The 26,061-nt window shown below is 65.1% G+C and carries 21 protein-coding genes; 6 read left to right on the top strand and 15 right to left on the bottom strand.

Annotation, left to right across the window (positions count from 1 at the left end):
* Positions 1-985: 985 nt before the first annotated feature.
* Positions 986-1,873: a trypsin-like serine protease gene (locus RT456_RS08465; protein ID WP_313345085.1), complete on the top strand. Its 888-nt coding sequence runs from the start codon at positions 986-988 to the stop codon at positions 1,871-1,873.
* Positions 1,874-2,096: 223 nt separating this feature from the next.
* Here RT456_RS08465 and RT456_RS08460 read toward each other — a convergent pair whose 3' ends face one another.
* The 15 genes from RT456_RS08460 to dnaA all read right to left on the bottom strand — a co-directional run bounded on the left by RT456_RS08460 (position 2,097) and on the right by dnaA (position 19,262).
* Positions 2,097-3,188 (bottom strand): PA0069 family radical SAM protein, encoded by a 1,092-nt coding sequence (locus RT456_RS08460; RefSeq protein WP_313345082.1) that lies wholly within the window; start codon positions 3,186-3,188, stop codon positions 2,097-2,099.
* A 391-nt stretch (positions 3,189-3,579) separates the two neighbouring features.
* A complete protein-coding gene (locus RT456_RS08455; protein WP_313345079.1) occupies positions 3,580-4,323 on the bottom strand; it encodes a pyridoxine 5'-phosphate synthase in 744 nt (247 codons plus the stop codon).
* Between the two features lie 4 nt (positions 4,324-4,327).
* Positions 4,328-4,597 carry a hypothetical protein gene (locus RT456_RS08450; protein ID WP_313345263.1) on the bottom strand — a complete coding sequence of 90 codons (270 nt, stop codon included), beginning with the start codon at positions 4,595-4,597 and terminating at the stop codon, positions 4,328-4,330.
* Between the two features lie 69 nt (positions 4,598-4,666).
* Complete coding sequence (gene cls, locus RT456_RS08445; protein WP_313345076.1) at positions 4,667-6,136, bottom strand: cardiolipin synthase; 1,470 nt, start codon at positions 6,134-6,136, stop codon at positions 4,667-4,669.
* Between the two features lie 100 nt (positions 6,137-6,236).
* Positions 6,237-6,653: a biopolymer transporter ExbD gene (locus RT456_RS08440; RefSeq protein WP_313345073.1), complete on the bottom strand. Its 417-nt coding sequence runs from the start codon at positions 6,651-6,653 to the stop codon at positions 6,237-6,239.
* A 3-nt stretch (positions 6,654-6,656) separates the two neighbouring features.
* Positions 6,657-7,082: a biopolymer transporter ExbD gene (locus RT456_RS08435; RefSeq protein WP_313345070.1), complete on the bottom strand. Its 426-nt coding sequence runs from the start codon at positions 7,080-7,082 to the stop codon at positions 6,657-6,659.
* 57 nt (positions 7,083-7,139) lie between these two features.
* Positions 7,140-7,901, bottom strand: a complete 762-nt coding sequence (exbB, locus tag RT456_RS08430; protein ID WP_313345067.1) for a TonB-system energizer ExbB — start codon at positions 7,899-7,901, stop codon at positions 7,140-7,142.
* Positions 7,902-7,987: 86 nt separating this feature from the next.
* Positions 7,988-8,545, bottom strand: a complete 558-nt coding sequence (locus RT456_RS08425) for an energy transducer TonB (protein ID WP_313345260.1) — start codon at positions 8,543-8,545, stop codon at positions 7,988-7,990.
* Between the two features lie 256 nt (positions 8,546-8,801).
* Positions 8,802-9,998: a tetratricopeptide repeat protein gene (locus RT456_RS08420; RefSeq protein ID WP_313345064.1), complete on the bottom strand. Its 1,197-nt coding sequence runs from the start codon at positions 9,996-9,998 to the stop codon at positions 8,802-8,804.
* Between the two features lie 132 nt (positions 9,999-10,130).
* Positions 10,131-10,937 carry a M48 family metallopeptidase gene (locus RT456_RS08415; RefSeq protein ID WP_313345061.1) on the bottom strand — a complete coding sequence of 269 codons (807 nt, stop codon included), beginning with the start codon at positions 10,935-10,937 and terminating at the stop codon, positions 10,131-10,133.
* Between the two features lie 69 nt (positions 10,938-11,006).
* Complete coding sequence (locus tag RT456_RS08410) at positions 11,007-11,846, bottom strand: CPBP family intramembrane glutamic endopeptidase (protein WP_313345058.1); 840 nt, start codon at positions 11,844-11,846, stop codon at positions 11,007-11,009.
* A gap of 73 nt (positions 11,847-11,919) precedes the next feature.
* Positions 11,920-14,379 (bottom strand): DNA topoisomerase (ATP-hydrolyzing) subunit B, encoded by a 2,460-nt coding sequence (gene gyrB / locus RT456_RS08405; protein ID WP_313345055.1) that lies wholly within the window; start codon positions 14,377-14,379, stop codon positions 11,920-11,922.
* A gap of 112 nt (positions 14,380-14,491) precedes the next feature.
* Positions 14,492-15,589 (bottom strand): DNA replication/repair protein RecF, encoded by a 1,098-nt coding sequence (gene recF / locus RT456_RS08400; RefSeq protein WP_313345052.1) that lies wholly within the window; start codon positions 15,587-15,589, stop codon positions 14,492-14,494.
* Positions 15,590-16,539: 950 nt separating this feature from the next.
* Positions 16,540-17,640: a DNA polymerase III subunit beta gene (dnaN, locus tag RT456_RS08395; RefSeq protein WP_313345049.1), complete on the bottom strand. Its 1,101-nt coding sequence runs from the start codon at positions 17,638-17,640 to the stop codon at positions 16,540-16,542.
* Between the two features lie 290 nt (positions 17,641-17,930).
* Positions 17,931-19,262, bottom strand: coding sequence for a chromosomal replication initiator protein DnaA (dnaA, locus tag RT456_RS08390; protein ID WP_313345046.1), 1,332 nt, complete (start codon positions 19,260-19,262; stop codon positions 17,931-17,933).
* Between the two features lie 252 nt (positions 19,263-19,514).
* Between dnaA and rpmH the strand changes: the two genes are divergently transcribed.
* The 5 genes from rpmH (at position 19,515) to mnmE (ending at position 25,961) form a co-directional block, all read left to right on the top strand.
* Positions 19,515-19,655, top strand: coding sequence for a 50S ribosomal protein L34 (gene rpmH / locus RT456_RS08385; protein WP_006404565.1), 141 nt, complete (start codon positions 19,515-19,517; stop codon positions 19,653-19,655).
* 5 nt (positions 19,656-19,660) lie between these two features.
* A complete protein-coding gene (gene rnpA / locus RT456_RS08380) occupies positions 19,661-20,149 on the top strand; it encodes a ribonuclease P protein component (protein WP_313345043.1) in 489 nt (162 codons plus the stop codon).
* The gene (yidC, locus tag RT456_RS08375; protein ID WP_313345040.1) at positions 20,146-21,837 is read left to right on the top strand and encodes a membrane protein insertase YidC; all 1,692 of its coding nucleotides are present in this window, start codon (positions 20,146-20,148) and stop codon (positions 21,835-21,837) included. The genes rnpA and yidC overlap by 4 nt, the downstream gene beginning before the upstream one ends.
* A 104-nt stretch (positions 21,838-21,941) precedes the next feature.
* Positions 21,942-24,614, top strand: a complete 2,673-nt coding sequence (locus RT456_RS08370) for a polysaccharide deacetylase family protein (protein ID WP_313345037.1) — start codon at positions 21,942-21,944, stop codon at positions 24,612-24,614.
* A gap of 3 nt (positions 24,615-24,617) precedes the next feature.
* Complete coding sequence (gene mnmE / locus RT456_RS08365; RefSeq protein ID WP_313345034.1) at positions 24,618-25,961, top strand: tRNA uridine-5-carboxymethylaminomethyl(34) synthesis GTPase MnmE; 1,344 nt, start codon at positions 24,618-24,620, stop codon at positions 25,959-25,961.
* Positions 25,962-26,061 lie beyond the last annotated feature (100 nt).

Genomic DNA, 26,061 nt, shown 5'->3' with positions numbered 1-26,061 from the left:
TGCGGAGCGGGTAAGGGGGTAGCGCGGACTGTTAGTCCGCCGACAGGGTAGAGCGGACTGTTAGTCCGCCGACGGGGTAGAGCGGACTGTTAGTCCGCTGACTCGGTAGAGTGGACTGTTAGTCCGCTGACGGGGTGGCGCCTGATGTTGACGATTGGTCGCGGCGAGCAGCGGACTAACAGTCCGCTCTACCCCGTCGCCCGGGGCGGGGCTGGTCCGTACAGAAGCCAGTGTTGGTGTCGCACAAAGGACTGTGTGGGCGGTCAGCTCGGACGGCCTTCCAGTTCATCAATTCGCACCCAGCTCCCCGGGCAACTCGCGGGAATGGCAGGCCCCTCTGCGCCGACCTCCCCGCGCGAGGTATTGCCGCCTCCATAGGAGGAGAACCTGCCGAGTTTCAATGATCGACCAGATGCGTCATCCCTGATGATTCCACGCGTGCGGTCAAGGATGAACCGTGGGGCGAACACCACGGCCCGATCTTCACCGTTGCCACGCAGTACGAAGCATCCGTTGCTGTCGACAACGCGGCCATGGAGGAGCCCTGTCAGGGATATCGCGTCATGCCCTTCCGCGGTCAGTGATCGAGTCAGCAATGGTGCGCTGCTGGCGCGCTCTCTCCCGCTGGACGCGCAGCCTGCGACTGCGGCAATGGCCAGGAGAGGCATGGCGTAGCGTCTGAGGCGTTGCTTCATCATGGACTGCCATCCGCAACAGGTTGGACGCACCGTATCATCTCGCGGCGCGCGGGAATGCATTGCGACCCAGGAGGATATTCTGCTGTCCTGCGAGGGATGGCATGCCGCGCTCAGCACGTGGGTTCACCTGCCATTTTTCGGCTTTCGTCGCGCCGATCCACGCTTTGTCGGACGGTGGTTTCTGACCCGGGCCGGCTCGGCTAGCCTGATTGGAGACCGCGGCACATATGGCACTTCTGTGCTCCCGCCACGCTTGAAACCGACGCATTCAGGGGATGCATAGACACATGACACGCTGGCTTTTTCTGGTTCTCATCACCCTCCCGATCACTGCCGGCGCCATTGTCATTCGGGACGACGTTGACGACGCCGCGTACCGGATCGACGCTGCTGCCTTTCCGGCACTAGCAGACATGCCCGGGGAAGGGCACGGCGCACTCATCGCGCCGCAGTGGGTAGTGACTGCGGCTCACGCGGTGCCGATGGAAGGCATGGGGTCGGAGATAGTGATCAATGGCAAGGCTTACCTGGTCGAACGCGTCTTCCTGCACCCGGGCTACAAGAGAATGCCTGACGCCTTGGGGCAGGAAGCGCTGGCAAGCGGCAACGCATCGAAGATCCACGCCTTTCTAGCGCATTCGGATGACATCGCTCTCATCAAGCTCGCGTTGCCTGTAGCGGACGTGGCGTCCTTGCGGCTCTATCGCGGCAGTGAGGAGCTGGCTCGCGTCGCCACGCTCGTCGGGAAGGGCGCCACCGGTAACGGTGCCATCGGTCAGAACCGGAATGATCCACATCGCACGATGCTGCGGCGCGCGGATAACGCCATTACCGGTGGGAATGATCGCTATCTGTGGTATCGGTTTGATCGCGGCCCGCACGGTGTGCCTCTCGAAGGCGTGCTGGGAAGCGGCGACAGCGGTGGCCCGCTGATGATCCGCGACAGCGACGGCTGGGAGCTGGTTGGGCTTGGATCGTGGATCACAGCCGTGCCCGAGCATGCCCTGGAAGCGGGGTTCTATGGTCAGGTGGTGCATAACGTCCGCATCTCGCGCTATGTCGAGTGGATCGACAGCGTGATGGCGTCTCAGAAGGACGCTGGGGTGGGACTTGAAGCCGAGGTCGGCTCCCGTGTTCGCTCATCGCACGACATGGACGTGCAGGTCGGGAAGTGAATCTCCGGCTATCACGACGGGGTAGAGCGGACTGTTAGTCCGCTGGCGCGAAGCGCTTGGGGTTGCGGGTTGGTCGCCAGGAGCAGCGGACTAACAGTCCGCTCTACCCCGTCGCGTGGTCGCGTGGTCGCGTCGTTACGCGGTTGCGTGGTCGCGCAGTTGCGTGATTGCCTGGGTCGTACGGAGCGTGGTTTCACCGGTTGGACGCGCGCGCGCCCCCCCCTCAGAACAACGCCCCCTGCGGCGAATCCTCGCGCGGCGGAAACGGCCGCAGGAACTTCGTGCAATCCAGCTTCGGCCAATGGCTGTTCTGCGCGTCGAAGCCGATGCGCTTGCGGGCCAGCCTGAAACGGTTGGAAAGCAGGTCGGCGTAGACGCCTTCGCCGCGCATGCGGGTGCCGAATTCGCTGTTGTAGTCCTTGCCACCGCGCAGCTGGTTGATGGTGCTCATGACATGCGCGGCGCGGTCCGGATGGTGGGTGTCCAGCCAGTCGCGGAACAGCGGGGCCACTTCCAGTGGGAGCCGCAGCAGGACGTAGCCGGCGGTGGTTGCACCCGCATCGTGGGCGGCCTCGAGTACGGCTTCCAGTTCCGCGTCGTTGATCCAGGGAATCACCGGCGCGACCATCACGCCCACGGGGATGCCGGCGTCGTGCAGGCGGCGCATGGCGCGCAGGCGTGCGTGTGGTGCGGACGCGCGCGGTTCCAGCTTGGCGGACAGGTGCGGGTCCAGCGAAGTCACCGAGAAGTGCACGCTGACCAGGTTCTTTTCCGCCAGCGGGGCGAGCAGGTCGATGTCGCGCTCGACCAGGGCGTTCTTGGTGATCAGGGAGAACGGGTGCTGGGTTTCCAGCATCACTTCGATCAACTGTCGAGTGAGTTTGAGCTTGCGCTCGATCGGCTGGTAGGCGTCGGTGTTGATACCGAGCGCGATGGGCAGCGGCACGTACGCAGGGCGCGAGAATTCCTTGCGCAGGAGCTGTGGGGCGTTGGTCTTGGCGAACAGCTTGGTTTCGAAGTCCAGGCCCGGCGAGAGGTTGAGGTACGCATGCGAAGGGCGGGCGAAGCAGTACGAGCAGCCGTGCTCGCAGCCGCGGTACGGGTTGACCGATTGGCTGAAGCCCACGTCCGGGGACTTGTTGCGGCTGATGATGCTGCGCGCGGTTTCGGCGCGCACCTCGGTGCGCAGGCGAGGGGTGGCGAATTCTTCGCTGTCGTCGGGTTCCCAGCCGTCGTCCATGGCTTCGCTGACGGTGACCTCGAAGCGGCCCGCCAGGTGTGTGGTGGAGCCTCGGCCCTTGATCGCGATACCCATCGTCAAAGGCTATCGCTGGGGTGTCTCAGGGGCTGAGACCTTGGCGGGGCGAGGAATGCTGTCGGCTGTGTGTGCATGGGTTAGTAGTATTACTAACCACAGGCGGGGAGGGAAGCGGAATGCGCGCCCCTGTTAGGTTCTGGCTGAATCGTTGGGGTTTGTTCCCCAGGGTTATCCACAGGCACTTGTTGGGCGTGGTTGGGGGGGTCCCTTTAAGGCACGAATATTGATCGGCAGGGGAATGTGCGCGGAGAAGGGCCGGGCAGAGCCAGGCGGTAGGATCCACCGGAACCGCGGCGTTACTGGGTTGACTGGCGGTGTAAGGGAGCCGGCCAGCGGCCGGCACTACCGGGGTGCTCGGGACAGGTGTTAGATGACCGGCATGTGCCCTTCAGAGCAGGGCGAGGTAGGCCTTCACGGTGGTGTCCAAGCCCGCGTACAGGGCTTCGCTGATCAGGGCGTGGCCGATGGACACTTCCAGCACGTCGGGCACGGTCTGCAGGAAGTCGCGCAGGTTGTCCTGCGAGAGGTCATGGCCGGCGTTGACGCCCAAGCCGGCGGCTTGGGCACGTCGGGCGGCGTCGGCGAACAGGGCGAGCATGACCGCGGCGTCGCCGGCAGCGTGCGCCTCGGCGTAAGGGCCGGTGTAGAGCTCGATGCGGTCGGCGCCGATGGCTGCCGCCTGGGCCAGGTCCGGGTTGCCGGCGTCGACGAACAGGCTGACCCGGCAGCCGTACGATTTCAGTTCGGCGATCAGCGGGCGCAGGCGCTCGGCGTCGCGGCTGAAGTCGACGCCGTGATCGGAGGTGAGCTGGCCATCGCCATCCGGTACCAGCGTCGCCTGGGCCGGACGGGTCTGCGCGCACAGCGGCAGCAGGCCGGGGTAGCCCGGGCGCGGCGGCGCGAAGGGGTTGCCTTCGATATTGAATTCGACGCCGCGCGCGGTGGTGAGCGCCGACAGCGCGATCACGTCTTCGGCATGGATATGCCGGCGGTCGGGGCGCGGATGCACGGTGATGCCGTGCGCGCCGGCGTCCAGGCAGGCAGCGGCGGCCTGCAGCACGTCGGGGTCCTGGCCGCCGCGCGAATTGCGCAGGACGGCGATCTTGTTCACGTTGACGCTGAGCTGGGTCATGGCCTTACGGGATATCGCTCTCATCGCGCTGGGCGTCACGGCGGGCCTGGGCCTGCTCGCGCAGCCGGCGCAGTTCGGTGGGGTCGATGACGCTGTGGATGTCACTCTGCATGCCGCTCTGCGCGTCGCCGAACTGGGCCACGTAGCGGCCACGCACCCAGGCCAGGAAGAACAGCAGGGCGCCCAGCAGCGAGAGCATCATGATGCCGGTGGACGGTGTTTTGATGGCGAAGGCGAAGCAGCCGATCGCCAGCAGCAGGAACAGCCAATACATTGTCATGACTCCCCGTTTTGACCGGGCCAGTGTAGCGCCGCCACCCACTCCGGTTCCACGTGGCGGTGGCTACAGCAGCGGCGAGGCCAGGCGGGCAAAGGCCTCGGGTACGCGGTGCAGCCAGAGCGAGCGCCCGCGGTCGTTGCGAACCGGGGTGGAAGCGGCGAACTCGGCGGCCAGGATCTTCTCCAGCGCGGCCACGCGGCCCGGGTCGCTGATCATCATCGACAACTCGAAATTGAGCCGGAAGCTGCGGTGGTCGAAGTTGGCGCTGCCGGCGATGCACACATCGCCGTCGGCGATGAAGGCCTTGGTATGCAGCATGCGCGGGCCGTATTCGTAGATCTTCACCCCGGACTGCAGCAGCTCGTCGAAGTACGAGCGCGCGGCCTGGGTGACGAACCACGAGTCGCTCATCTTCGGCACCAGCAGGCGCACGTCCAGCCCGCCCAGCGCGGCCGAGGTCAGCGCCATGCGCGCCGCCTCGCCTGGCACGAAGTAGGGCGTCACCAGCCAGACGCGTTCACGCGCCTCATGGATGGCCGCCACCTGCAGGCGGTGGATGGTCTCCCAGGACGAATCCGGCCCGGATACCAGCACCTGTGCGTTGATCGAACCGTCCTGGCGGCTGGGCATGTCGTTGGGCCACAGCTGGGCAATGGCGAAGCGATCCTTCGGCTCGCCGGTGGCGTAGATCCAGTCTTCGATGAAGACCAGCTGCAGGCTGCGCACCACGTGGCCTTTGAGCCGCATGTGCAGGTCGCGGTACGCGTCGGCGTTGCGGCTCTCGTCTTCCTCGTCGGTAATGTTGATGCCGCCGGTGAAGGCCACGCGGCCATCGATGACCACCAGCTTGCGGTGGGTGCGCATGTTCAACCAGGGCCGCTTGAACGGCTTGAGCAGCTGGCGTGGATGGAACCACGCGACTTCGCCACCGGCGTCGAGCAACGGCTGCAGGAAGCGCTTGCGGATGGCCGAGGAACCCACCGCATCCAGCAGCAGGCGTACGCGCACGCCCGCACGGGCACGCTCGACCAGCGCATCGCGCAAGGCGGTGCCCGCATGGTCCGGGTTGAAGATGTAGTACTCCACGTGCAGGTGGTCGCGTGCCTCGGCCACGGCGGCCAGCAGCGCGGCATAGGTCTGCGCCCCGTCGACCAACCACTCCACTTCGGTGGCCGAACTGGGCGACAGGCCGGTGGTGGCCTGGGCGATCTTGGCCAGCTCGGTGCAGTCGGCATCGGGCGGGCACACGCTGCTGTAGTGCTCCATGCCGGAGCGGGCGCGCCCGCGGCGCAGCCGCTGCCGTTTCACCTTCTGCGGGCCCAGTAGGTAATAGATGAAGAGCCCCAGGTAGGGCAGGGCGGCCAGCGACAGGATCCAGCTGAGCGTGGCCACCGGTTCGCGCTTCTGCAGCATGATCCAGCCGGTCAGCCACAGCAGGTACAGCACGTAGGCGGCAATGAGCAGCGGGCGCAGGTGCGGAACGGCATCCAGCCAGTGGAGCCAGTCGGCGAGCGCGGGGTAAGTGGCGAGCATGCGCGGATGATAGCCGGACACATGCGTCCGTTGCGTGCAAAAAAAAACGCCCCTGTTTCCAAGGGCGTTTTCCAGTCGCGTCATGACTTGGTCTTGCGTATTACTGTTGCTGCTGGAACCCGATCTTCTTCATCTGAGCATTCTTCGCGGCGGCCAGTACCTTGGCCATCACGTCGTACTCGGAGTCCGGGCTTGCGTCGATGCGCAGTTCCGGCTGGTTGGTCGGGTCACGCTGCACTTCCTGCTCCATGCGCTGCTGGAGTTCGCCCGTTGCGATCGGGCTGTTGTTCCAGGTCACCTGGTTGCTGGCGTCGATCCGCAGCTCGATCGGCGGCGGCGGTTCGACCAGCTGCGGCGGTGGGTTGAGCACGCGCTGCGGCAGGTCCACGGCGATCGGGTACGTCATGATCGGCGCGGTAACGATGAAGATGATCAACAGCACCAGCATCACGTCCACGAGGGGCGTCACGTTGATGTCGGCCATGGGGCCTTTGCCACCACCAGAACTGAATGCCATGGCTTACTGCCCCTTCTCTTTGGTGGCAACGAAGCCAACGTCGAGCATGCCCTGCTCCTGCGCAATCTTGGTCATCTCGTTGATGACACGCATCTTGGTGGTGCGGTCACCACGCAGATTGAGCGGGGGCTGGGGGGTCTGCTGGGCGGCGGTCGCCAGGCGCGACTCGAGAGTCTGCTTGTCGATCTCTTCGTCGTTCCAGTAAATCGAGCCGTCTTCCTTCACCGCGAGGGTGATGGGGCCCTTGCGATCGGCCGCATCTTCCGGGTTCTGCACCAGGTTGGCCTCGGGCAGATCGACCTTGACCTTGTGGGACATCAGGGGCGCCGTGATGATGAAGATGATCAGCAGCACCAGCATCACGTCCACGAGGGGCGTAACGTTGATGTCGGCCATGGGGCCGCCGCTGTTACCACTACTGAAAGCCATAACGGGCTCCGTCTAGATCGTGTTGACTACGTTCTCGCTGGGTACAGCGCGTCGCAATTAGCGGACGCGCGAACCGGTAGCGAAGAAGTCGTGCAGGTCGTGAGCGAACGTATCGAACTTGCTGATCGTGGCGCTGTTGATCTTGCTGAAGAAGTTGAAGGCGAACACGGCCGGGATAGCCACGAACAGACCGATGGCGGTCATGATCAGTGCTTCACCCACCGGGCCGGCAACGGCGTCGATCGAGGCGGAACCGGTGGCACCGATCTTGATCAGCGCGCCGTAGATGCCCCACACGGTACCGAGCAGACCGACGAACGGAGCGGTTGCACCGACGGTGGCCAGCAGGGTCATGCCCGACTGCAGGTTGTTGCTTTCGCGGGTCACGGCCTGACGCAGGGCGCGGTCGACGAATTCCGAACGGCTCAGGCTCTCACCCAGGCCACCGGTGGCACCGCCTTCGGCACGCTGGTGGTGGGCAGCCGCCTGGGCAGCGTCCAGAGCGATCTTCGAGAACGGCTCGGAAGCCGGCTGTTCTTCCATCGCACGGATGGCGTCCTGGGCGTTCGGGGTATCCCAGAACAGGCTCACGACCTTGTCGGCAGCGCTCTTCAGGCGGGTAGCACGGAAGATGTTGATGACAGTCCAGTACCAGGACATGGCCGACATGATGACCAGGGTCAGCAGCACGACCCAGGAAACCGCGAAGTCACCCGGCTTGGTGGTCATTTCGTGGAGAAGGTGTTCGAAGCCCATCTGCGAGAGGGCGTTCCCAGAGTTGCCCCCGGCAGCAGCGGCGATGAAGAGTTCCTGCAGCATGACGCTTACCTTTGTTGTGTGTGGTGATAATTAGTGTTGCTAGTAAATAACCGGCAGGGAGGTGGCCGGCGGGCCACCGACCACTGTCAGTTCAGCGCAAAGTTGACCGGGACGCGAACGCGACCTGCGACCTTCTTCCCGCCCGACTCCGCAGAACGGAAGCTCCACTTGCGAGCTGCTTCCATCGCGGCGCGGTCGAGGTCACGGTTACGGCTGGACCGTTCGACCGACACATTGGTGACGTTGCCGTTGGCATCGACATCAATGATCAGGATGACTTCACCCTGGATACCTGCGCGGAATGCGGCCGGCGGGTAACGCGGGGGGTTCATGTTCTTCGACGAGATATCGACGCTGGCCTCGATCGAACTCGGCGGCTGCGGCGGACTCGGCGGAGACGGCGGCGTGACGATGTCGTTCGGACGCGGTTCCGGCACATCGATCACCGGCGCCTGCGGCGGCGGCGGAACGGGCGACGGCTTCGGCGGCGAGAGGTTCTTGACCGGCGGCGGCGGCGTTTCAGTCGGCGGCGGCGGCGGCGGCGGCGGTGGGGGCGGCGGCGGAGCGTCGACCAGGGTCACCATGATGTTGCGTTCTTTCTCCGTAGCGGCCTTGGGGGCCACGGCCGGGATCAGAAGCAGCATCAGGGCGGCGAGATGCAATGCGATTACAAAGGCGATACCCACGATGCGCGGCCAGCTGAGGCCGGTGTCATCGCGTTGTTCGTACCTGTGAACGACTAGTTGTTCCGTCATGCGCCAAGAGCTCATTAGTGGGGCCGGGTACCCGAGGACAGGTAGCCCATGATCAGCGGTGCATGACACCGCAGGAACCTCCAAGCTTATACCAATCCTGAGCGCCTGCGCACGATTGTCGCAGGCGTTCAGGCGTTATTCCTACTTACTTCAGGTTGATGATTTTGTCCGCATCTTTCGGATTCTTCACACCCTTGGCCTTGGCCTGGCGGGCCGCTTCCTTGGCCTCCGGAATCCGACCCTCGGCATGCAAAACGCGTGCCAGGTTCAAGTAGGTTTCACCGTCCTTGGAAAGCGGGGCAGCGAGCTTCCACGCTTCAATTGCTTTGTCTGCCTGCTGCGGCTCGGAGTAGTAGTACGCCTGGGCCTGGGCCAGGTACACCTGGTAGTCCGGCTTCAGGATGCCCTTCTGCAGCCCGTCATTGATAACAGCAATGACTTCCTTTTCCTTGTTCTCGGTGTTGGCGTAGATCGAGTAGAGCTGCTTGTACTCGCGCTCGTCGGTCAACTTGCCGCTCTTGTACAGCGTGTCCATCGCCGCAGCGGCCTTGTCCATCTGGTCGGCCTGCATGTACATGCTGGCCAGGTTCATCTGGGCCTTCTTGTCGTCCGGGCTGCGCTTGGCGATGGCTTCGGCTTCCGCGACAGCTTCACCGGTCTGGCCGGCTTCGGACATGGCGGCCATCAACAGCTGGCGCCAGCTGTCCTTGGCGTCGGCGCCGGCAGCGGTGATGGCCTGCTTCAACACCGGGATCGCGTCCTGGTACCGCTCCAGCTGGTACAGGGCCTGGCCCTTGATGATCAGCTGTTCCGGCTTGGTCGACTTGGTTTCGGCGAAATATCTGTCCAGCGTCGCCAGGCCTTCGGTGGTCTGGTCGTCCTGGATCTGCAGCTGGCCCAGCATCAGCATCGACTGGTAATGGCCGTTGTTGTCCAGGCCGCCCAGTTCCAGCACCTGCTGCAGGTACTTCTTGGCGGCTGCAGTGTCGTCGTCGCCGTAGGCGGCCTGCGCAGCCAGCTGGGCGGCCAGCGACTTGTCGTAGGCGTTCGCGGCGCTGTTGGCCAGGATTTCATCGGCCAGGGCGCGGGTCTCCGGGAACTTCTGATCGTTGTAGCTGTCGATCAATTTCTGCAGCTGCTTGCCCAGCTTCGGCGACGCCTTGATGTTCGGCTCTGCGCGGGTGGCATCCGGGAACATCACCTCGGCCTTGGCCTCCTTGCCTCCGCGACGCTCGCTGCTGCGCTCACGGGTCTGGGCAACGGCATCAGTGACCACAACGCCACCGAGGGCGGTCGCGATGAGAACGGTAAGCACGGCTTGCTTGTGGTTGCTGAAAATCATCTTTCACCTCGATCGAACCGCCGCGGCGGGGTCAAAACGGACTGTCAGAAAAATCTGAGCCGCCAAACGTATCAGAAACCGGTGGCATGAGAAATCGTTTCCGATGCTGCATCACAGCATCCTTTAGTCGAATCAGCCGCACTTGGGGCGCCTGCCGGCAGCTTGGGCCTGCTGGAATACACCTCCCAGCGAGGGAGCATCCCGCTGCAGTTCCCGGATCCGGTTGGCAGGATCAGGGTGGGTGGACAGCCATTGCGGCGAACGACCGCCACTGGCGGCCATCATGTTCTGCCAGAGATTGACCGCCTGGGCGGGGTCGAAGCCGGCCTCGGCCATCAGCCGCTGCCCGACCACGTCGGCCTCGCTCTCCTGGGTGCGCGAACCGGGCAGCAGGAAGGCGGCCTGCGCGCCGGCACCGCCGAACTGGCTGACGGTGCTGGCTGCGCCCTCGCCGTAGGCGGCGCCCGCGAGCGCCCCCAGCACGGCCAGGCCGGTCTGCGCGCCCATCTGGCGGGTCAGGCGTTCCTCGTGGTGGCGCGAGATGACATGCCCGATCTCATGCCCGATCACGGCGGCCAGCTGGTCCTGGTTCTTGGCGACGGTGAAGATGCCGGTGTTCACGCCGACCTTGCCGCCGGGCAGGGCGAAGGCGTTCGGTTCGGGATCGACGAACACCGCCGTCTCCCACCGTACGCCACGGTACTGAGATGGCAACTGGGCCACCAATGCGTTCACGACGCATTGCACGTAGCCGTTCTGGCGGCCATCGGTGCTGATCTTTTCCTTCTGCTTGGTCTCCGCGAACGCCTGTGCGCCCAGCTGATCCAGCTCGGTCTGTGAAACGCCGCCCACCATCTGACGGCGCCCGGTGGGCGAGGTGGTGGTGGCGCAGGCGCTGACCAGCAGCGTGATGGCAAGTCCGAGCAGCAAGGGTTTCAAGGCGGGGACTCCGTGTTCATGTCTGCAGTGTGGCGGGGTTGGACGTAAGGTTTCGTCAAGCCGACACGTTCAGTGCACCCCAAGGAAAACCAGCGCACCCAAGGCGATGGCGTTGTTCAGGGCATGCGCGGCGATCGGCGCCCACAGGGTACCGGTGCGCCGGTACAGCCAGGCGAACGCCGCGCCCATGCCGCCATAGACCAGCCACAGCTGGGCAATTTCCCACGGACCATTGGCGCTGGTACCAGGTACCTCATGCACGAGAGCGAAGGCCAGGCTGCTGAGCAGCATGCCCAGCCAAGGGCGGCCGGCCTGCCACAGGCGGCCGAACAGCACGCGGCGGAACAGGAGTTCTTCGTAGGCGGGCGCCAGCACCACGGCGAACAGCGCCAGGAACCAGGGAAAACGCGCCATGGCCTGTTCCATCAGGGCCAGGTTGGTGGGCACCGGTTCAACGCCGGCCTGTTTGGCCAGCCACGCGATCAGGTTGCTGCCGATCACCACGGCGGTGGCGACAACCAGGGTCCAGCCCCAGGTGGACGGCCGCCGTGCGGCCTGCACCGAGGCGCTGCGTTCGGCGGCATCGGCGCGCCGACGCGTGAAGTAGAGCAGCAGCGCTGCGCCGCCCGTGGCGAACAGGGCCAGCAGGATCTGTGCGAGTGCACCGGGCTGGCCCACCTGCTGGACCAGGCCTTCGTCCAGCGAGACGCCGCCTTCGCGAGCGACCACCACCGCGCGGTACATGCCCCAGAACAACCCACCGACCATGCTCAGGGCGAGCAGGGTGAGGGTTGCGATACCGAGGTCAATCAGGAAACCGGCCACCGGAGAGCCGGGCTTGCGGCGCGGAGGCTGCGGCAGGGCGGGAGGCAGCGGAGGCGTCGAGGACGCCGGGGCAATAGCGGACATCGGGTTCCTGGCAGCAAAAGGCGGCGGCCGGGCCGGTTGCAGGTCGCAACCGGCCGGCCCTGTGCCGATTGTGTCAGATATCCAGGTTGGCGACCCGCAGCGCGTTGTCTTCGATGAACTCACGGCGCGGTTCGACCACATCGCCCATCAGGGTGCTGAAGATCTGGTCGGCAGCCACGGCATCTTCGATCCGAACCTGCAGCAGGCGGCGGGTATCGGGATTCACGGTGGTGTCCCACAGCTGCTCCGGATTCATTTCACCCAGGCCCTTGAAGCGCTGGATCTGGCGACCCTTCTTGGCTTCATCGAGCAGCCAGTTGCGGGCGTCGGTGAAGCTGGCGATCTCCGCGGACTTGGCGCCGCGCACGATCTTCGCACCGTCGCGAACCAGGCCATGCAGCAGCAGAGAGGACTGGTGCAGGGCACGCAGTTCGCCGGTCTCGAACGCCGACAGCGGCAGCACCTGGATCAGCTCTTCGCCCATGTGGCGACGCGTCACCAGCACGGCGGCCGGACGCTGGTCGTTGGGTTCCTGCAGCTCCAGGCTGAAACGCGGCGAACCCAGGCTGCCCCGGTTGAGGCGGGTTGCCAGTGCGGCCAGGCCTTCATCGGCGCCGGCCTTGCGCAGGTGCTCCAGGTCCATTGGGGTGAAATCGACCAGGGCTTCGAGCAGCTGGCGATCGTAGCGATGGGTGTTGCGACCGATCGATTCCTGCGCAGAGGCGTAGGCGAGCAGCAGCTTTTCCAGGGCCACCCCTTCGATGGCCGGCTCGTTGTCGGCCGGAATCAGCGAGGCGTTCTCCACGGCGTTGCTGGCCAGGTAGGCATCCAGCGCCGGGTCGTCCTTGAGGTACAGCTCCTGCTTGCCCTGCTTGATCTTGTACAGCGGCGGCAGGCCGATGTAGACGTGGCCACGCTCGATCAGCTCCGGCATCTGCCGGTAGAAGAAGGTCAACAGCAGCGTCCGGATGTGCGCGCCGTCGACGTCGGCGTCGGTCATGATGATGATGCGGTGGTAGCGCAGCTTGTCCGGGTTGTACTCGTCGCGACCAATGCCGGTACCGAGCGCGGTGATCAGCGTACCGACCTGATCCGACGCCAGCATGCGGTCGAAGCGGGCGCGTTCCACATTGAGGATCTTGCCGCGCAGCGGCAGCACCGCCTGGTTCTTGCGGTTGCGGCCCTGCTTGGCCGAGCCACCTGCCGAGTCACCCTCGACGATGAACAGCTCGGACAGTGCCGGATCCTTTTCCTGGCAGTCGGCCAGCTTGCCGGGCAGGCCGGCAATGTCCAGCGCGCCCTTGCGACGGGTCAGGTCGCGGGCCTTGCGCGCGGCTTCGCGTGCACGCGCGGCGTCGACGATCTTGCCGGCGATGGCCTTGGCTTCGTTGGGGTTTTCCTGCAGGAATTCTTCCAGGCGCTGGCCGAACGCGCTTTCCACGGCCGGGCGCACATCCGAGCTGACCAGCTTTTCCTTGGTCTGGCTGGAGAAGCTGGGGTCGGGCACCTTGACCGACAGCACCGCGATCATGCCTTCGCGCATGTCATCACCGGTGAGGTTGATCTTGGCCTGCTTGGCGATGCCGTTCTGCTCGATGTAGTTGTTGAGCACACGGGTCAACGCACCGCGGAAGCCGGCAAGATGGGTGCCGCCGTCCTTCTGCGGGATGTTGTTGGTGAAGCAGTACATCGTTTCCTGGTAGGAATCGGTCCACTGCAGCGCCACGTCCACGGTGATGCCGTTGGACTCGCCGGTGACCGAAATGACGTTCGGGTGCAGCGGGGTCTTCAGCTGCGCCAGATGCTCCACGAAGCTGCGGATGCCGCCTTCGTAGTGGAAATCATCGCGACGGCCATCGCCGCGCTCGTCGCTGAGGACGATCTTGACGCCGGAGTTGAGGAACGACAGCTCGCGCAGGCGGCGCGCCAGGATGTCGTAGTGGAACTCGACGTTGTCGTGGAATGCCTTCACCGACGGCCAGAAGCGCAGGGTGGTACCGCGCTTGGTGCTGGGCTCGACCTGCTTCAGCGGGACCAGCGCCGCGCCGTCGCCGTATTCCTGCTGGTAGTGGAAACCGCCCTGATAGATGTCCAGCACCAGCTTCTGCGACAGGGCGTTGACCACGCTGACGCCGACGCCATGCAGACCGCCGGAAACCTTGTAGCTGTTGTCGTCGAACTTGCCGCCCGCATGCAGGACCGTCATCACGACTTCCGCGGCGGACACTTCGCGGCCGAGCTTGCCGCTCATCTGCTCATGCTTGCCGGTCGGGATGCCACGGCCGTTGTCCGACACCGACACCGAACCATCGGCATGGATCGTCACCGACACGTTGTCGGCGTGACCGGCCAGGGCCTCATCGATGGAGTTGTCGACGACCTCGAACACCATGTGGTGCAGACCGGTACCGTCATGGACGTCACCGATGTACATACCAGGACGCTTGCGGACCGCCTCCAAACCTTCCAGGGCGGTGATGCTGTTGGCGTCGTAGTTGCCGCTCGTTGCCGGGGTGTTCTGTTCTTCAGTCATTGCGCTTGCCATAGGCTCCGCAGTTCGGGCCGCCGCCCGGGGGGCGGGGCGCCGATGGATAAGGGGTTGCAACAGCAATTATACCAGCCGGGCGCGTCGGGCCCTGAAGCCACTATGGCACAAGCTGGACCTGGCCATGTTCCACGTGGAACCGGGTGATATCGGTGCGGTCGCACAACGCGGCCGGGGTCTCTGTTGCAGTGATGAAGATCTGCGCCGGGCCAGCCCGCAATCGGTCCAGTACGCGGGCCTGGTGGGTGCGGTCCAGCTCGGAGGCCAGGTCATCCAGCGCGATCACCGGCCATTCGCCGCGTTGTTCGGCGTAATCCTCCGCTTGGGCCAGCAGGCAGGCGAGGGCGGTGAGCTTGGCCTGGCCACGCGAGAGCGCGTCGCGGCCCGGGATGGCGGCGAAACCCACACTCCAGTCCGCCCGGTGCGGGCCCACGGAGGTATAGCCGGCCAGCCGGTCGCGGTCGCGCGCCAGCAGCAGCGCGTCCGCCAGTGAAACCTCCTGCTTGCGCCAGCCCGGGCTCAGGGTGAGCGATTGGATGCCCAGCGTCGGCGCCAATTGCTGTGCCAGCGCCACGGTTCGGTCCTGCAGTCGCTCCAGATAGTGCTGACGGCGGCTGTTCAGGGGTTCGCCGGCCTCCGCGAGCTCTCGGTCCCACGCATCCAGCGCATGTGGGTGCCCGCCTTGCTTGAGGAGCGCGTTGCGCTGCTTCAGGGCGCGGGAATAGCGACGCCAAAGCCCAAGGAAGTCTGGTTCCACGTGGAACAAACCCCAATCGAGGAACCGCCGACGGGGTTCACCGCCGCCACTTACCAGTGCATGGCTGCCCGGCTCGAACGTGACCACCGCCAACGCGGCACAGAGATTGCCCAACTGGGCGACATCTTCCCCGTCCAGCCGTCCCTTCCAGTCCTGGCCGCTATGCCGAAGCCCGGCTTTGCGCCGCGTGGGGCTTTCCGCACTCGTGCGCTGCTCATCCCATTCGACAAACACCTCCAGGGCCTCCGCGCCGTGCCGCACCAGGCCATCCCGTACCCGTCCGCGGAAGCTGCGGCCATAGGCCATCACGTGCAATGCCTCCAACACACTCGTTTTACCGGCGCCGTTGTCCCCGGTTATCAGGTTGATACCGGGTTGCGGTGCCAGTTCCACGTGGTCGAAGCGGCGGATCTGGTGAAGGGAAAGACGGCGGATGTGCATGCAGATCGATCGAGGCCAGCGAGGGCAGTTGCAGTGGGGAGCCAGTCGATCAGCTTACTGCATCGTCTGGATTGGCGTGGCCCAGCGCACTGCGGGCGGAGCAGTCATGGAGACGGCGTCGGGATGTTCCACGTGGAGAAAAACGCACTGCGGAACGGTGTGAATTCCTTCAAATCTGGTAGCCGGGCAGGGCTGCAGCCCTGCAGATTTCAAGAAATCTGGCGCGATTCCAGTAGCCGCGTGAGTGAACTGGATCAGAGCACGGGCTGAATTTCTTGAAATCTGAAACCGCGTCTTGGTACGGGCCGTGCAGATTTGAAGCGACTGAACGGGTGCGCCGTCTGCTGTCCACAGGGGGCATGTATGACTTATGCACAACCTCTGTGCAGTCTGTGGATAAAAAGAGCCACCTGGCCCCCCCTAAAAGATATCCACAGGTTCAACCCCAGGCTCAGGGCTCCTTTTACCGGGGGTTTCGAGGTCATATAACCTTTATTATTCAAACACTTAAGGTACTTTTCAACCAAATCTGGCTCTACCACCACCACCTAGCTTTAGATTTATATACAGTTTTTAAAAGCTTAGAGCTGTGATTCGGGGCATGCGGGGAGTCAAAAACAGGAGCCGACCGCGGCCGGCTCTCAGGATGTTGATTCATCAAAATCCAGATGGGCACGTAGCAGGTCGTAGGTCCCGCCTATGGCTGGACACCGCGCGCAGGGCGGCACAACCGTCCAGGATCGCGATCACATCGGTGATCCCCAAACCACCCGACGTATAGACCTGCCGAAGCCGTTCGTCAGTTGTGCAGGATGCAAGACCGAAGAGCAGCCACGCAGGGCGTGGCTCTACCGCGCCGACACAGCCAATGCTCCACGTGGAACCAAAAAAAACCCGGCGGTTAGGCCGGGCTCTTTTTGCTCAGGTTCCACGTGGAACCGACGTGCAGGTCACAGACGCAGCGGCATCACCACATGGCGCGACTTCTCGCTGCTGGCCTCACGGACCAGGGCGGAGGAGTTCGAATCACGCAGCTGGATTACCACGTGCTCATCGCGCAGGGCAGACAGCGCGTCCAGCAGGTAGTTGACGTTGAAGCCGATGGCCAGATCGCTGACGGTGGTGTCGGCCTCGATCTCTTCCTGGGCTTCTTCCTGCTCCGGGTTATGCGCGCTGATCTTGAGGTTGCCCGGCGACACCTCGACGCGGATGCCGCGGTACTTCTCGTTCGACAGAATCGCAGCGCGCTGCAGCGACGCACGCAGCGCTTCGCGATCCACCTTCACTTCGCGGTCGGCACCGATCGGAATCACGGCCTCGTAGTCCGGGAAACGGCCGTCGATCAGCTTGGAGGTGAAGGTCACATCGTCGCGCTTGACCCGCACGTGGCTTCGGCCCACTTCCAGTTCGATCTCGCGATCGCCGCTTTCCAGCAGACGCTGCAGTTCGGTCACGCCCTTGCGGGGCACGATGATCTGGCGCTTGGCGCCACTGGCCTTTTCCAGCTCGGTTTCGCACAGCGCCAGGCGGTGGCCGTCGGTGGCGACGGTACGCAGGGCATCACCGCGAAGATCGAACAGCAGGCCGTTGAGGTAGTAACGCACGTCCTGCTGGGCCATCGCGAACGCGGTGCGCTCGATCAGCTCCTTCAGGGTGGCCTCGCCGATCGCCACGCGCTCGGTGGCTTCGACTTCGTCAACCGACGGGAAGTCGTTCGCCGGCAGCGTTGCCAGGGTGAAGCGGCTGCGGCCGGCCTGGACGGTGATCTTGTCGCCGCTCTGCGAGACGGTGATCCGGCTGCCATCGGGCAGGGCGCGGATGATCTCGAAGAGCTTGCGGGCCGGGATGGTGGTCTCGCCATCTTGGGCATCTTCCACCGCGATCCGCGACACCATCTCCACTTCCAGGTCGGTACCGGTCAGCGAGAGCTGGCCGTCCTTCACCTGGACCAGGAAATTAGCCAGAACCGGCAGGGTCTGGCGGCGTTCGACCACGTTGACGACTTGTGCCAACGGCTTGAGAAAGGCTTCGCGCTGCAGTGTGAAACGCATGTGGTTCCGTGCCCCTATGCTTTAAAAAGATGTGGAATAAATCAAAAGCTTGGTGGTGATGGTAGGGCCAGATTCGCTGGAAAACTCAGCTAAACGTCTGAAAACAAACAAGTTTTCAGACGTGAAACCCTCTGCACTACTACCCCCCAAGGGGTGGGGAAAGCTGTGGATAACTTTACCGCGATTTCAAACGGCGTTTTTATCCACAGGCTGTCCCTCGCTTACACCGGGATTTTGCACCGTTTTATGCGATGACGCCCGTGTGGTGTGCATGCATCATGCGCTCCACCTCACTCACTCAACTTCCGGATCAACTTGTCCCAGTCTTCCCGCAACTTGCCGTCGGTCTCCATCAACGTCCGGATCTGCCGGCACGCATGCAGCACCGTGGTGTGGTCGCGACCGGCGAAGGCGTCGCCGATCTCCGGCAGGCTGTGCTCGGTCAGTTCCTTGGTCAGCGCCATGGCGACCTGGCGCGGACGGGCCAGCGAACGGGTCCGGCGCTTGGACAGCAGATCCTTGATCTGCAGCCCGTAGTAGTCGGCCACGGTTTTCTGGATGTTGGGAATGCTGATCGCCTGCTGCTGGGCGCGCAGCAGGTCGCGCAGGGTTTCCTGGGCGAAGTCGGTGGTGATCGCACGGCCGGTGAAATTGGCCCGCGCGGTCAGGGTATTCAGCGCGCCCTCGAGGTCGCGGACATTGGAGCGCATCTTCTTGGCAATCAGAAACGCCACATCGTCGGGAATCTCGGCACCGCGCTCGCGCGCCTTCGCCAGCACGATGGCGGCGCGGGTCTCGAAGTCCGGCGGTTCGATGGCCACCGACAGACCCCAGGCCAGCCGCGACTTCAGGCGTGCTTCCAGGCCCTCCACTTCGCGCGGGTACCGGTCGCAGGTCAGGATGATCTGCTGCTTGCCGTCGAACAGGGCATTGAACGTGTGGAAGAACTCTTCCTGGGTCCGATCCTTGCCGGCGAAGAACTGGATGTCATCGATCAGCAGCGCGTCCACCTGCTGGAACTGGCGCTTGAACTGATCCATGGTCTTTTCCTGCAACGCACGGATCATGGCGCTGAAGAACTGTTCCGAGCGCAGGTACAGCACCTTGGCGGCCGGATTGGCCTGGCGCATCGCATTGCCGGCCGCGAACATCAGGTGGGTCTTGCCCAGACCGGTGCCGCCGTACAGCAGCAGCGGATTGTGCGAACGGTCGCCGGGCTTCTGGGCCGCCTGGAACGCCGCGGCCAGACCCAGCTGGTTGCTGCGGCCTTCCACGAAGTTGGCGAAGGTGTAGTGGGAATCCAGGTTGCCGGCGAACGGCACCAGCGGCTCGGCCACGGCCGGCGCGGAATGGCCCGAATTCGGCGCAATCTGCGCCTCCACGGCCCGGGGGCGCGAGCCGATTTCAAGGAATACGTCGCCGAAACCGGCGAAATGCGCCATCAGTTCCTTGATGCGCGGCAGGTACAGCTCGCGCACCTGGTCGACGATGAAGGCGTTTGGTGCATAAAGCACCAGGCTGTCCGCGCGCAGATCAGCCTGCAGCGGCTTCAACCAGGTGTGAACATCCTCGGGCGGGAACTCCGCTTCAAGGCGTTCGAGACAACGGGACCAGGCATCCATCGGCAATAATCGTCTGGGGCCAGCGTACAGGCGTGGGAAACCGCCGCACCGAAGGCCGGAAGGGGGAAGAATGGATGGCGCAGCCTACCACCGACGCAGGGGTCCGGGAATGGTTGTCCCGAAGTTATTCACAAAATGATCCACAGCTATTGCACAGGCCGATGAAATCCCGTAGTGACACAGGCTTGACGTGACCCGGGGTAGGTCTATAGAATTTCCGGTTCTTTCCGTCCCCTCCATATAGAGGCCCGCATGGCCACCAAGCGCACTTTCCAACCCAGCAACCTCAAGCGTAAGCGCGACCATGGCTTCCGTGCCCGTATGAAGACCGCTGACGGCCGCAAGATCCTGTCGCGTCGCCGCGCCAAGGGCCGTAAAGTCCTGAGCGCTTGATTGCAATGCCGCTTTCCGCGGCAGACGCAATCCTGACTGTGAGCAGTTCCGACCCGCGCAAGCGATTTCCTCGCTCTGCGCGGGTTCGTACGCGTGCCGAATATACAACGGTCTTCAACGGCGCCCGCCGTGTGTCCGAACCGCTGATGACCCTGCACTGGCTGAAGAGCGACACGCCAGCCAGGCTGGGTCTTGCCGTTTCGCGAAAAGTCGACCCCCGAGCCGTGGGTCGCAACCGAGTGAAGCGTGTGCTGCGCGATGCCACACGCCACCTACGGCCGTGGCTGAGTGCCGGCGATTATGTCGTCGTCGCCCGTAGTGCTGCCCGTACCGCAAGCAATACCGAGATCCGACAGGCCTTCGAACGCCTGCTCCGCCGGTTGGGCACATTGCCCATGCCGGGCGCGGACGGCACAATGCCGCCGCCCGGGGTCGCACCCCATTCCCAGTCCGAGCCGGCACCTGCTGCCGGCCCCGTCGAGCCCGCACGATGAACCAGACCCGCGTTTTCCTTATTGTTGCCTGGCTGATGGTGGCCGTCCTGCTATGGATGGAGTGGGGCCGCGACACCGCCGCGCCGACTCCGACGGCGCCCGTGGCCGCCCAGACCCAGGGCAGCGTCCCGGGTGCGGCGGGTACGGTACCTGGCGCCAACGTGCCGAACGCGCCGGGCAGCACCCCGGCCACCCAGCCGGCCGCGCAGGCCCAGGCCGGCGCGCCGCGCGTGACCGTCACCACCGACGTGCTGCGCCTGGTGCTGGATGGCGGCACGGTGCTGGACGCCGAGCTGCTGCAGTTCCCCCAGACCAAGGCCGACGGCAGCCCGCCGGTGCGCCTGCTGACTGAAGAGCCGACCCATCCGTACCGTGCGGTGACCGGCTGGACCAGCCAGGACAAGAGCATGCCGGTGCCGGAAGCCAATGGCTTCACCCTGGTCGGCGACGCCAAGGACTTCGTGCTGGCCAAGGGCCAGAACGAGCTGCAGGTGCCCTTCATCTGGAATGGCCCGAACGGCGTCAGCATCCGCCGCACCTTCACCGTCAACCGCAACGAGTACGCGGTGAAGGTCAAGGATGAGGTCATCAATGCGGGCACCACGCCGTGGAGCGGCTACGTGTACCGCACGCTGGACCGCACGCCGACCATCCTGTCGCGCAGCATGACCAACCCGGACTCCTTCAGCTTCAACGGCGCGACCTGGTTCGATGCCGAGAAGAAGTACCAGCGCCGTGCCTTCAAGGACTACCTGGACGATGGCCCGGTCAACCAGCAGGTCACCGGTGGCTGGGTGGCGTTGCTGCAGCACCACTTCTTCACCGCGTGGATCCCGCAGAAGGACCAGGCCGCGAACTACTCGCTGAGCCAGCATGACGGGCGCGACCAGATCCAGGCCACCGGCCCGGCGTTCACCGTGGCCCCGGGCCAGCAGGTGAGCAGCGAAGCGCGCCTGTGGGTGGGTCCGAAGCTGGTCAACCAGATCGCCAAGGAAGACGTGCCGGGCCTGGATCGCGTGGTGGATTACAGCCGCTTCTCGATCATGGCCGTGATCGGCCAGGGCCTGTTCTGGGTCTTGAACCAGGTGCACAAGGTCGTCAACAACTGGGGCTGGGCCATCGTTGGCCTGGTGGTGCTGCTGAAGCTGGTGCTGTATCCGCTCTCGGCCGTGCAGTACAAGAGCGGTGCCAAGATGCGTCGCTTCCAGCCGCGCATCGCGCAGCTGAAGGAACGCTATGGCGATGACCGCCAGAAGTTCCAGACCGCAATGATGGAGCTGTACAAGAAGGAAAAGATCAATCCGATGGGCGGCTGCCTGCCGATCCTCATCCAGATGCCGATCTTCTTCGCGCTGTACTGGGTGCTGGTGGAGTCGGTGGAACTGCGCCAGGCGCCGTGGCTGGGCTGGATCCAGGACCTGACCGCGCGCGACCCGTACTTCATCCTCCCGGTGATCAACGTGGCGGTGATGTGGGCCACGCAGAAGCTGACCCCCGCACCGGGCATGGACCCGATGCAGGCCAAGATGATGCAGATGATGCCGCTGATCTTCGGCGTCATGATGGCCTTCATGCCGTCCGGCCTGGTCCTGTACTGGGTGGTCAACGGCGGCCTGGGCCTGCTGCAGCAGTGGTGGATGACCAAGCGCCACGGCGGCGAGCCGGTGCCCGCCCCCGCAAAGAAGTAGAGCCGACCTGCTGAAATGAAAAACCCGCCCCCCGGCGGGTTTTTCTTTGCCGGCGATACAATCGCCACCAGACCTCCTACCACGCTCCACCCATCGAGCCCCCCATGCCCCGTGCGTCGTCGTTGTTCCGCCTGTCCTCCATCGCGCTGCTGACCCTGGCCGTCGCCAGCTGCGGCGACAACGACCCCGCCGCACCGACCACGCCCACCCAGCCAAGCGCACAGGCCGCGGCCGCCGCCGATCCAGCCGCCGCGCCGCTGCTCACCGCCCTGCAGAAGCAGCTCGACGGCCATCGCCGCATCATCGTGCTGCTCGCCGACGAAGCACAGCAATCGGCCAGCGACCGCACCACCTCCAGCCGCATCGGCCAGCAGCTGTTTCACGATGGGCTGGACCAGCGCCAGGCCATCGCCGCCCAGTTCGATACGCTGCTGCGCGGCACCAGCCCGCAACGCTTCACCACGCTGGGCACGGTGCTGGACTACATCGAATCGGCCCCGGAGCTGTACGACGCCGACCGCCTCGCGTTCCGCGAAGTGCTGCGCGACCTGCACGACCGCATCGGCGCGGATTCCTCGCTGCCGGCGGTGAAGCTGCACCAGCGCATCGGCGAGGACCTGGAGGCGCTGGATGAGATCGAGCGCAACTACAACCAGGAAATCACCCGCATCTTCAGCCGCTTCGAGCGGACCCGTGCGATCACGCTGAAGCGCGAGAAGTGGGACGACTACGTCGCGCACCTGCGTACCCAGTACCGCCGCGACGCCATCCTGCGCGACTATGGCGTGATCGAGCCGTACCCGATGTCGATGAAGGACAGCGACCGCGAGATCTTCGGCCGCGACCTGCCGCCCAAGACCGTGGTGCTGACCTTCGACGACGGCCCGCACAAGGCCTATACCGACGAAGTGGTGGCCATTCTCAAGCGTTACGACGTGCCCGGCGTGTTCTTCGAAGTGGGCCGCAACCTGGGTGAGGTACATGCCGACGGCAGCGTCAAACTGGGGCCCATGGCCGGGATCAGCCGCAGCCTGATGGAGCAGGGCTACGCGGTGGGCAACCACAGCCTGACCCATGCACAGCTGTCGCGAACCACCGGCGAGGCGCTGCGCGAGCAGGTGCTGTCCACCGACACCCTGCTCAAGGACGTGGACAAACGCCGCGCCCCGCTGTTCCGCTTCCCCTATGGCGCGCGCAACGCCGAAGGCCTGCAGCTGCTCAACGAAGCCGGGCTGAAGTCGATCATGTGGAACATCGACTCCATGGACTGGGCCGACCCGGTGCCGGAATCGATCGTGCAGCGCGTGGTCGACCAGGTGCAGAAGGAGCAGCGCGGCATCATCCTCTTCCACGACATCCACGACCGTGCGGTGAAGGCGCTGCCACAGATCCTGGATCGCCTGATCGCCGACGGCTACCAGTTCGCCGGCTGGAATGGCCGGGAGTTCACCGTCAGCCGTCCGCGCAGTGCCGCCGCCAGCGAGGCCACCGTCACCACCGGCTATGAGAAGTCGTGGGCGATCGTGATCGGCATCGACGAATACGCGAAGTGGCCGCGACTGGAGTACGCCAGCCACGATGCCCAGGCCATCGCCGATACGCTCACCGGGCAGTTCAAGTTTCCGTCCTCGCAGGTGATCGTGCTCAAGGACAAGCAGGCCACCCGCAACAACATCCTGGCCGCGTTCCATGACCGGCTGGCCGACGACCGCACCGGCCGCAACGACCGGGTGTTCGTGTTCTTCGCCGGGCACGGGGCCACGCGCCGGCTGGCGTCCGGGCGCGACCTCGGCTACATCATTCCGGTGGATTCGGACCCGAACGAGTTCGCCACCGATGCGATCGCGATGACCGACATCCAGAACATCGCCGAAAGCATGCAGGCCAAGCACGTGATGTTCGTGATGGATGCCTGCTACAGCGGCCTCGGCCTGACCCGCGGCGGACCGTCGTCTTCGGCATTCCTGCGCGAGAATGCGCGCCGCAGCGCCCGCCAGATGCTGACGGCCGGTGGCAGCGACCAGCAGGTGGCCGACAGCGGCCCGAACGGCCATTCGGTGTTCACCTGGGTGCTGCTGCAGGCGCTGGCAGGGAAGGGCGACCTCAATGGCGATGGCCTGATCACCGGTACCGAGCTGGCGGCCTACGTGGCACCGGCGGTGTCGGCCGTATCGCGGCAGACCCCCGCCTTCGGCAGCCTGCCCGGGTCGCAGGGTGGCGAGTTCGTGTTCCAGGTGCCCGACAGCCAGGAGTACCTCAACGCCGACACGAGCCAGCTGTCCGCCGATGCGATCGCACTCAACAACCGCGTCGATGCTGCACAGGACGCCAAGCCGCCGGGCGACGCGCCGGTCACCGTGGCCGACCTGCAGGGCGGCAAGAGCACGCTGGTGGTGCCGGCAGCCGTGCCCACCTCCGACCGCCAACGCGCGCAGCAGGCCAACGACCGCGGCCTGCAGCTGTACCGCGAGAAGCGCTACGACGAGGCGGCGGCGCAGTTCACCGAAGCCCTGAAGCTACGCCCGGACTTCGCCCAGGCGGCCAACAATCTCGGCTTCGTCTACTACCGCCAGCAGCGCTATGCCGAATCGGCGCGCTGGCTCGAAAACACCTTGAAGATCGATCCCTCGCGCGCGGTGGCCCATCTCAACCTGGGCGATGCCTACTTCCGCGCGGGCAATACCGCGAAGGCGAAGCAGGCCTACACCACCTACCTCGCGCTGCAGCCGCAGGGCAGCGGTGCCGCGCAGGCCCGCGCGCAACTGGAGAAGCTCTGAGCCATGAACGCGTCCACTGACACCATCGTTGCCATCGCCACCGCGCCCGGTGCCGGTGGGGTGGGCATGCTGCGCGTGTCCGGGCCGCAGGCGCTGCGCATTGCGGCGGCGCTGGGGTGCCCGCTGCTGCAGCCCCGGCACGCGCATTACGCGCGCTTCCGCGATGCCGAGGCCGAGGTGATCGATGACGGCATCGCGCTGTACTTCCCCGGCCCGCGCAGCTTCACCGGCGAAGACGTGGTGGAACTGCAGGGCCATGGCAGCCCGGTGGTGCTGCAGCAGCTGGTGGCCCGCTGCATCGCACTGGGCGCGCGCCAGGCCCGGCCCGGCGAGTTCAGCGAACGCGCCTTCCTCAACGGCAAGCTCGACCTGGCCCAGGCAGAGGCCATCGCCGATCTGATTGCCGCCAGCGACACCCGCGCGGCCCGCGCGGCGCGGCGTTCGCTCGACGGCGTGTTCTCGCGCCGCGTGGAAGACGCAGGCGAGCAGCTGGTGCGCCTGCGCATCCACGTGGAGGCGGCCATCGACTTCGCCGACGAGCCGCTCGACACGCTGGGTGGCGAACAGGTGCGGTCTGGACTCGGCGAGGTGCTGCGGTCGCTGGTGACGCTGCGCGACGACGCCGAACGCGGACGCAGACTGCGCGACGGCCTGCATGCGGTGCTGGTGGGGCCGCCCAACGCCGGCAAGAGCTCGCTGCTCAACGCGCTGGCCGGCAGCGAACGCGCCATCGTCACCGACATCGCCGGCACCACCCGCGACACCCTGCGCGAGACCATCCGCATCGACGGGCTGGAGCTGACCCTGGTCGACACCGCCGGCCTGCGCGAGGGCGGCGACGCGATCGAACGCGAAGGCATGCGCCGCGCGCGCGCCGAGATGCAGCGCACCGACCTGGCCATCATCGTGCTGGACGCGCGCGACCCGCAGGCGGGGCACGCCGCCGTGGCCGATGCGATCGCCGACGTCCCGCAGCAGTTGTGGATCCATAACAAGAGCGACCTGCTGGAATCGCTGCCGGCCGACATCGACGCCAACGTGGTGCATGTTTCGGCGGCCACCGGCCAGGGCTTGGACCGGCTGCACACCCGCTTGCGCGAACTGGCCAGCGGCAGTGCCGGCGACAGCGTGGAAGGCGAGTTCTCGGCCCGCGCCCGTCACGTGGAGGCGATCATTCTCGCCATTGGCCACGCCGAGCGCGCCGAATCGGAGCTGGTGCACGAACACCTGGAGTTGGCCGCGGAGGAACTGCGCCTGGCTCACGAAGCCTTGGGAGAGATCACCGGGCGGATGAGCGCCGACGACCTGCTGGGGCGGATCTTCTCGAGCTTCTGTATCGGCAAGTGATGCGAGGGACACGCATGGCGTGTCGCTACGACCGTTGCAGGCAATCAGCGTAGGGACACGCCATGCGTGTCCAGGCCACCGGCGCAGGCGACCAGCGTAG

Origin of the sequence: Stenotrophomonas sp., assembly GCF_032099025.1 — a bacterium.
GTDB lineage: Bacteria > Pseudomonadota > Gammaproteobacteria > Xanthomonadales > Xanthomonadaceae > Stenotrophomonas.
Note: the sequence above shows the minus strand (reverse complement) of the source record. Positions and strands in the feature narration are given on the sequence as shown.

What these genes read in the sequence shown, in the direction of transcription:
- rpmH (WP_006404565.1), top strand. Translation starts at nt 19,515, where the DNA reads ATGGCCACCAAGCGCACTTTCCAACCCAGCAACCTCAAGCGTAAGCGC.
- mnmE (WP_313345034.1), top strand. Translation starts at nt 24,618, where the DNA reads ATGAACGCGTCCACTGACACCATCGTTGCCATCGCCACCGCGCCCGGT.
- RT456_RS08460 (WP_313345082.1), bottom strand. Translation starts at nt 3,188, where the DNA reads ATGGGTATCGCGATCAAGGGCCGAGGCTCCACCACACACCTGGCGGGC.
- yidC (WP_313345040.1), top strand. Translation starts at nt 20,146, where the DNA reads ATGAACCAGACCCGCGTTTTCCTTATTGTTGCCTGGCTGATGGTGGCC.
- exbB (WP_313345067.1), bottom strand. Translation starts at nt 7,901, where the DNA reads ATGCTGCAGGAACTCTTCATCGCCGCTGCTGCCGGGGGCAACTCTGGG.
- RT456_RS08455 (WP_313345079.1), bottom strand. Translation starts at nt 4,323, where the DNA reads ATGACCCAGCTCAGCGTCAACGTGAACAAGATCGCCGTCCTGCGCAAT.
- dnaN (WP_313345049.1), bottom strand. Translation starts at nt 17,640, where the DNA reads ATGCGTTTCACACTGCAGCGCGAAGCCTTTCTCAAGCCGTTGGCACAA.
- RT456_RS08410 (WP_313345058.1), bottom strand. Translation starts at nt 11,846, where the DNA reads ATGTCCGCTATTGCCCCGGCGTCCTCGACGCCTCCGCTGCCTCCCGCC.
- dnaA (WP_313345046.1), bottom strand. Translation starts at nt 19,262, where the DNA reads ATGGATGCCTGGTCCCGTTGTCTCGAACGCCTTGAAGCGGAGTTCCCG.
- gyrB (WP_313345055.1), bottom strand. Translation starts at nt 14,379, where the DNA reads ATGACTGAAGAACAGAACACCCCGGCAACGAGCGGCAACTACGACGCC.
- RT456_RS08425 (WP_313345260.1), bottom strand. Translation starts at nt 8,545, where the DNA reads ATGCTGCTTCTGATCCCGGCCGTGGCCCCCAAGGCCGCTACGGAGAAA.
- RT456_RS08450 (WP_313345263.1), bottom strand. Translation starts at nt 4,597, where the DNA reads ATGTATTGGCTGTTCCTGCTGCTGGCGATCGGCTGCTTCGCCTTCGCC.
- RT456_RS08370 (WP_313345037.1), top strand. Translation starts at nt 21,942, where the DNA reads ATGCCCCGTGCGTCGTCGTTGTTCCGCCTGTCCTCCATCGCGCTGCTG.
- rnpA (WP_313345043.1), top strand. Translation starts at nt 19,661, where the DNA reads ATGCCGCTTTCCGCGGCAGACGCAATCCTGACTGTGAGCAGTTCCGAC.
- RT456_RS08440 (WP_313345073.1), bottom strand. Translation starts at nt 6,653, where the DNA reads ATGGCATTCAGTTCTGGTGGTGGCAAAGGCCCCATGGCCGACATCAAC.
- RT456_RS08465 (WP_313345085.1), top strand. Translation starts at nt 986, where the DNA reads ATGACACGCTGGCTTTTTCTGGTTCTCATCACCCTCCCGATCACTGCC.
- RT456_RS08435 (WP_313345070.1), bottom strand. Translation starts at nt 7,082, where the DNA reads ATGGCTTTCAGTAGTGGTAACAGCGGCGGCCCCATGGCCGACATCAAC.
- RT456_RS08420 (WP_313345064.1), bottom strand. Translation starts at nt 9,998, where the DNA reads ATGATTTTCAGCAACCACAAGCAAGCCGTGCTTACCGTTCTCATCGCG.
- cls (WP_313345076.1), bottom strand. Translation starts at nt 6,136, where the DNA reads ATGCTCGCCACTTACCCCGCGCTCGCCGACTGGCTCCACTGGCTGGAT.
- recF (WP_313345052.1), bottom strand. Translation starts at nt 15,589, where the DNA reads ATGCACATCCGCCGTCTTTCCCTTCACCAGATCCGCCGCTTCGACCAC.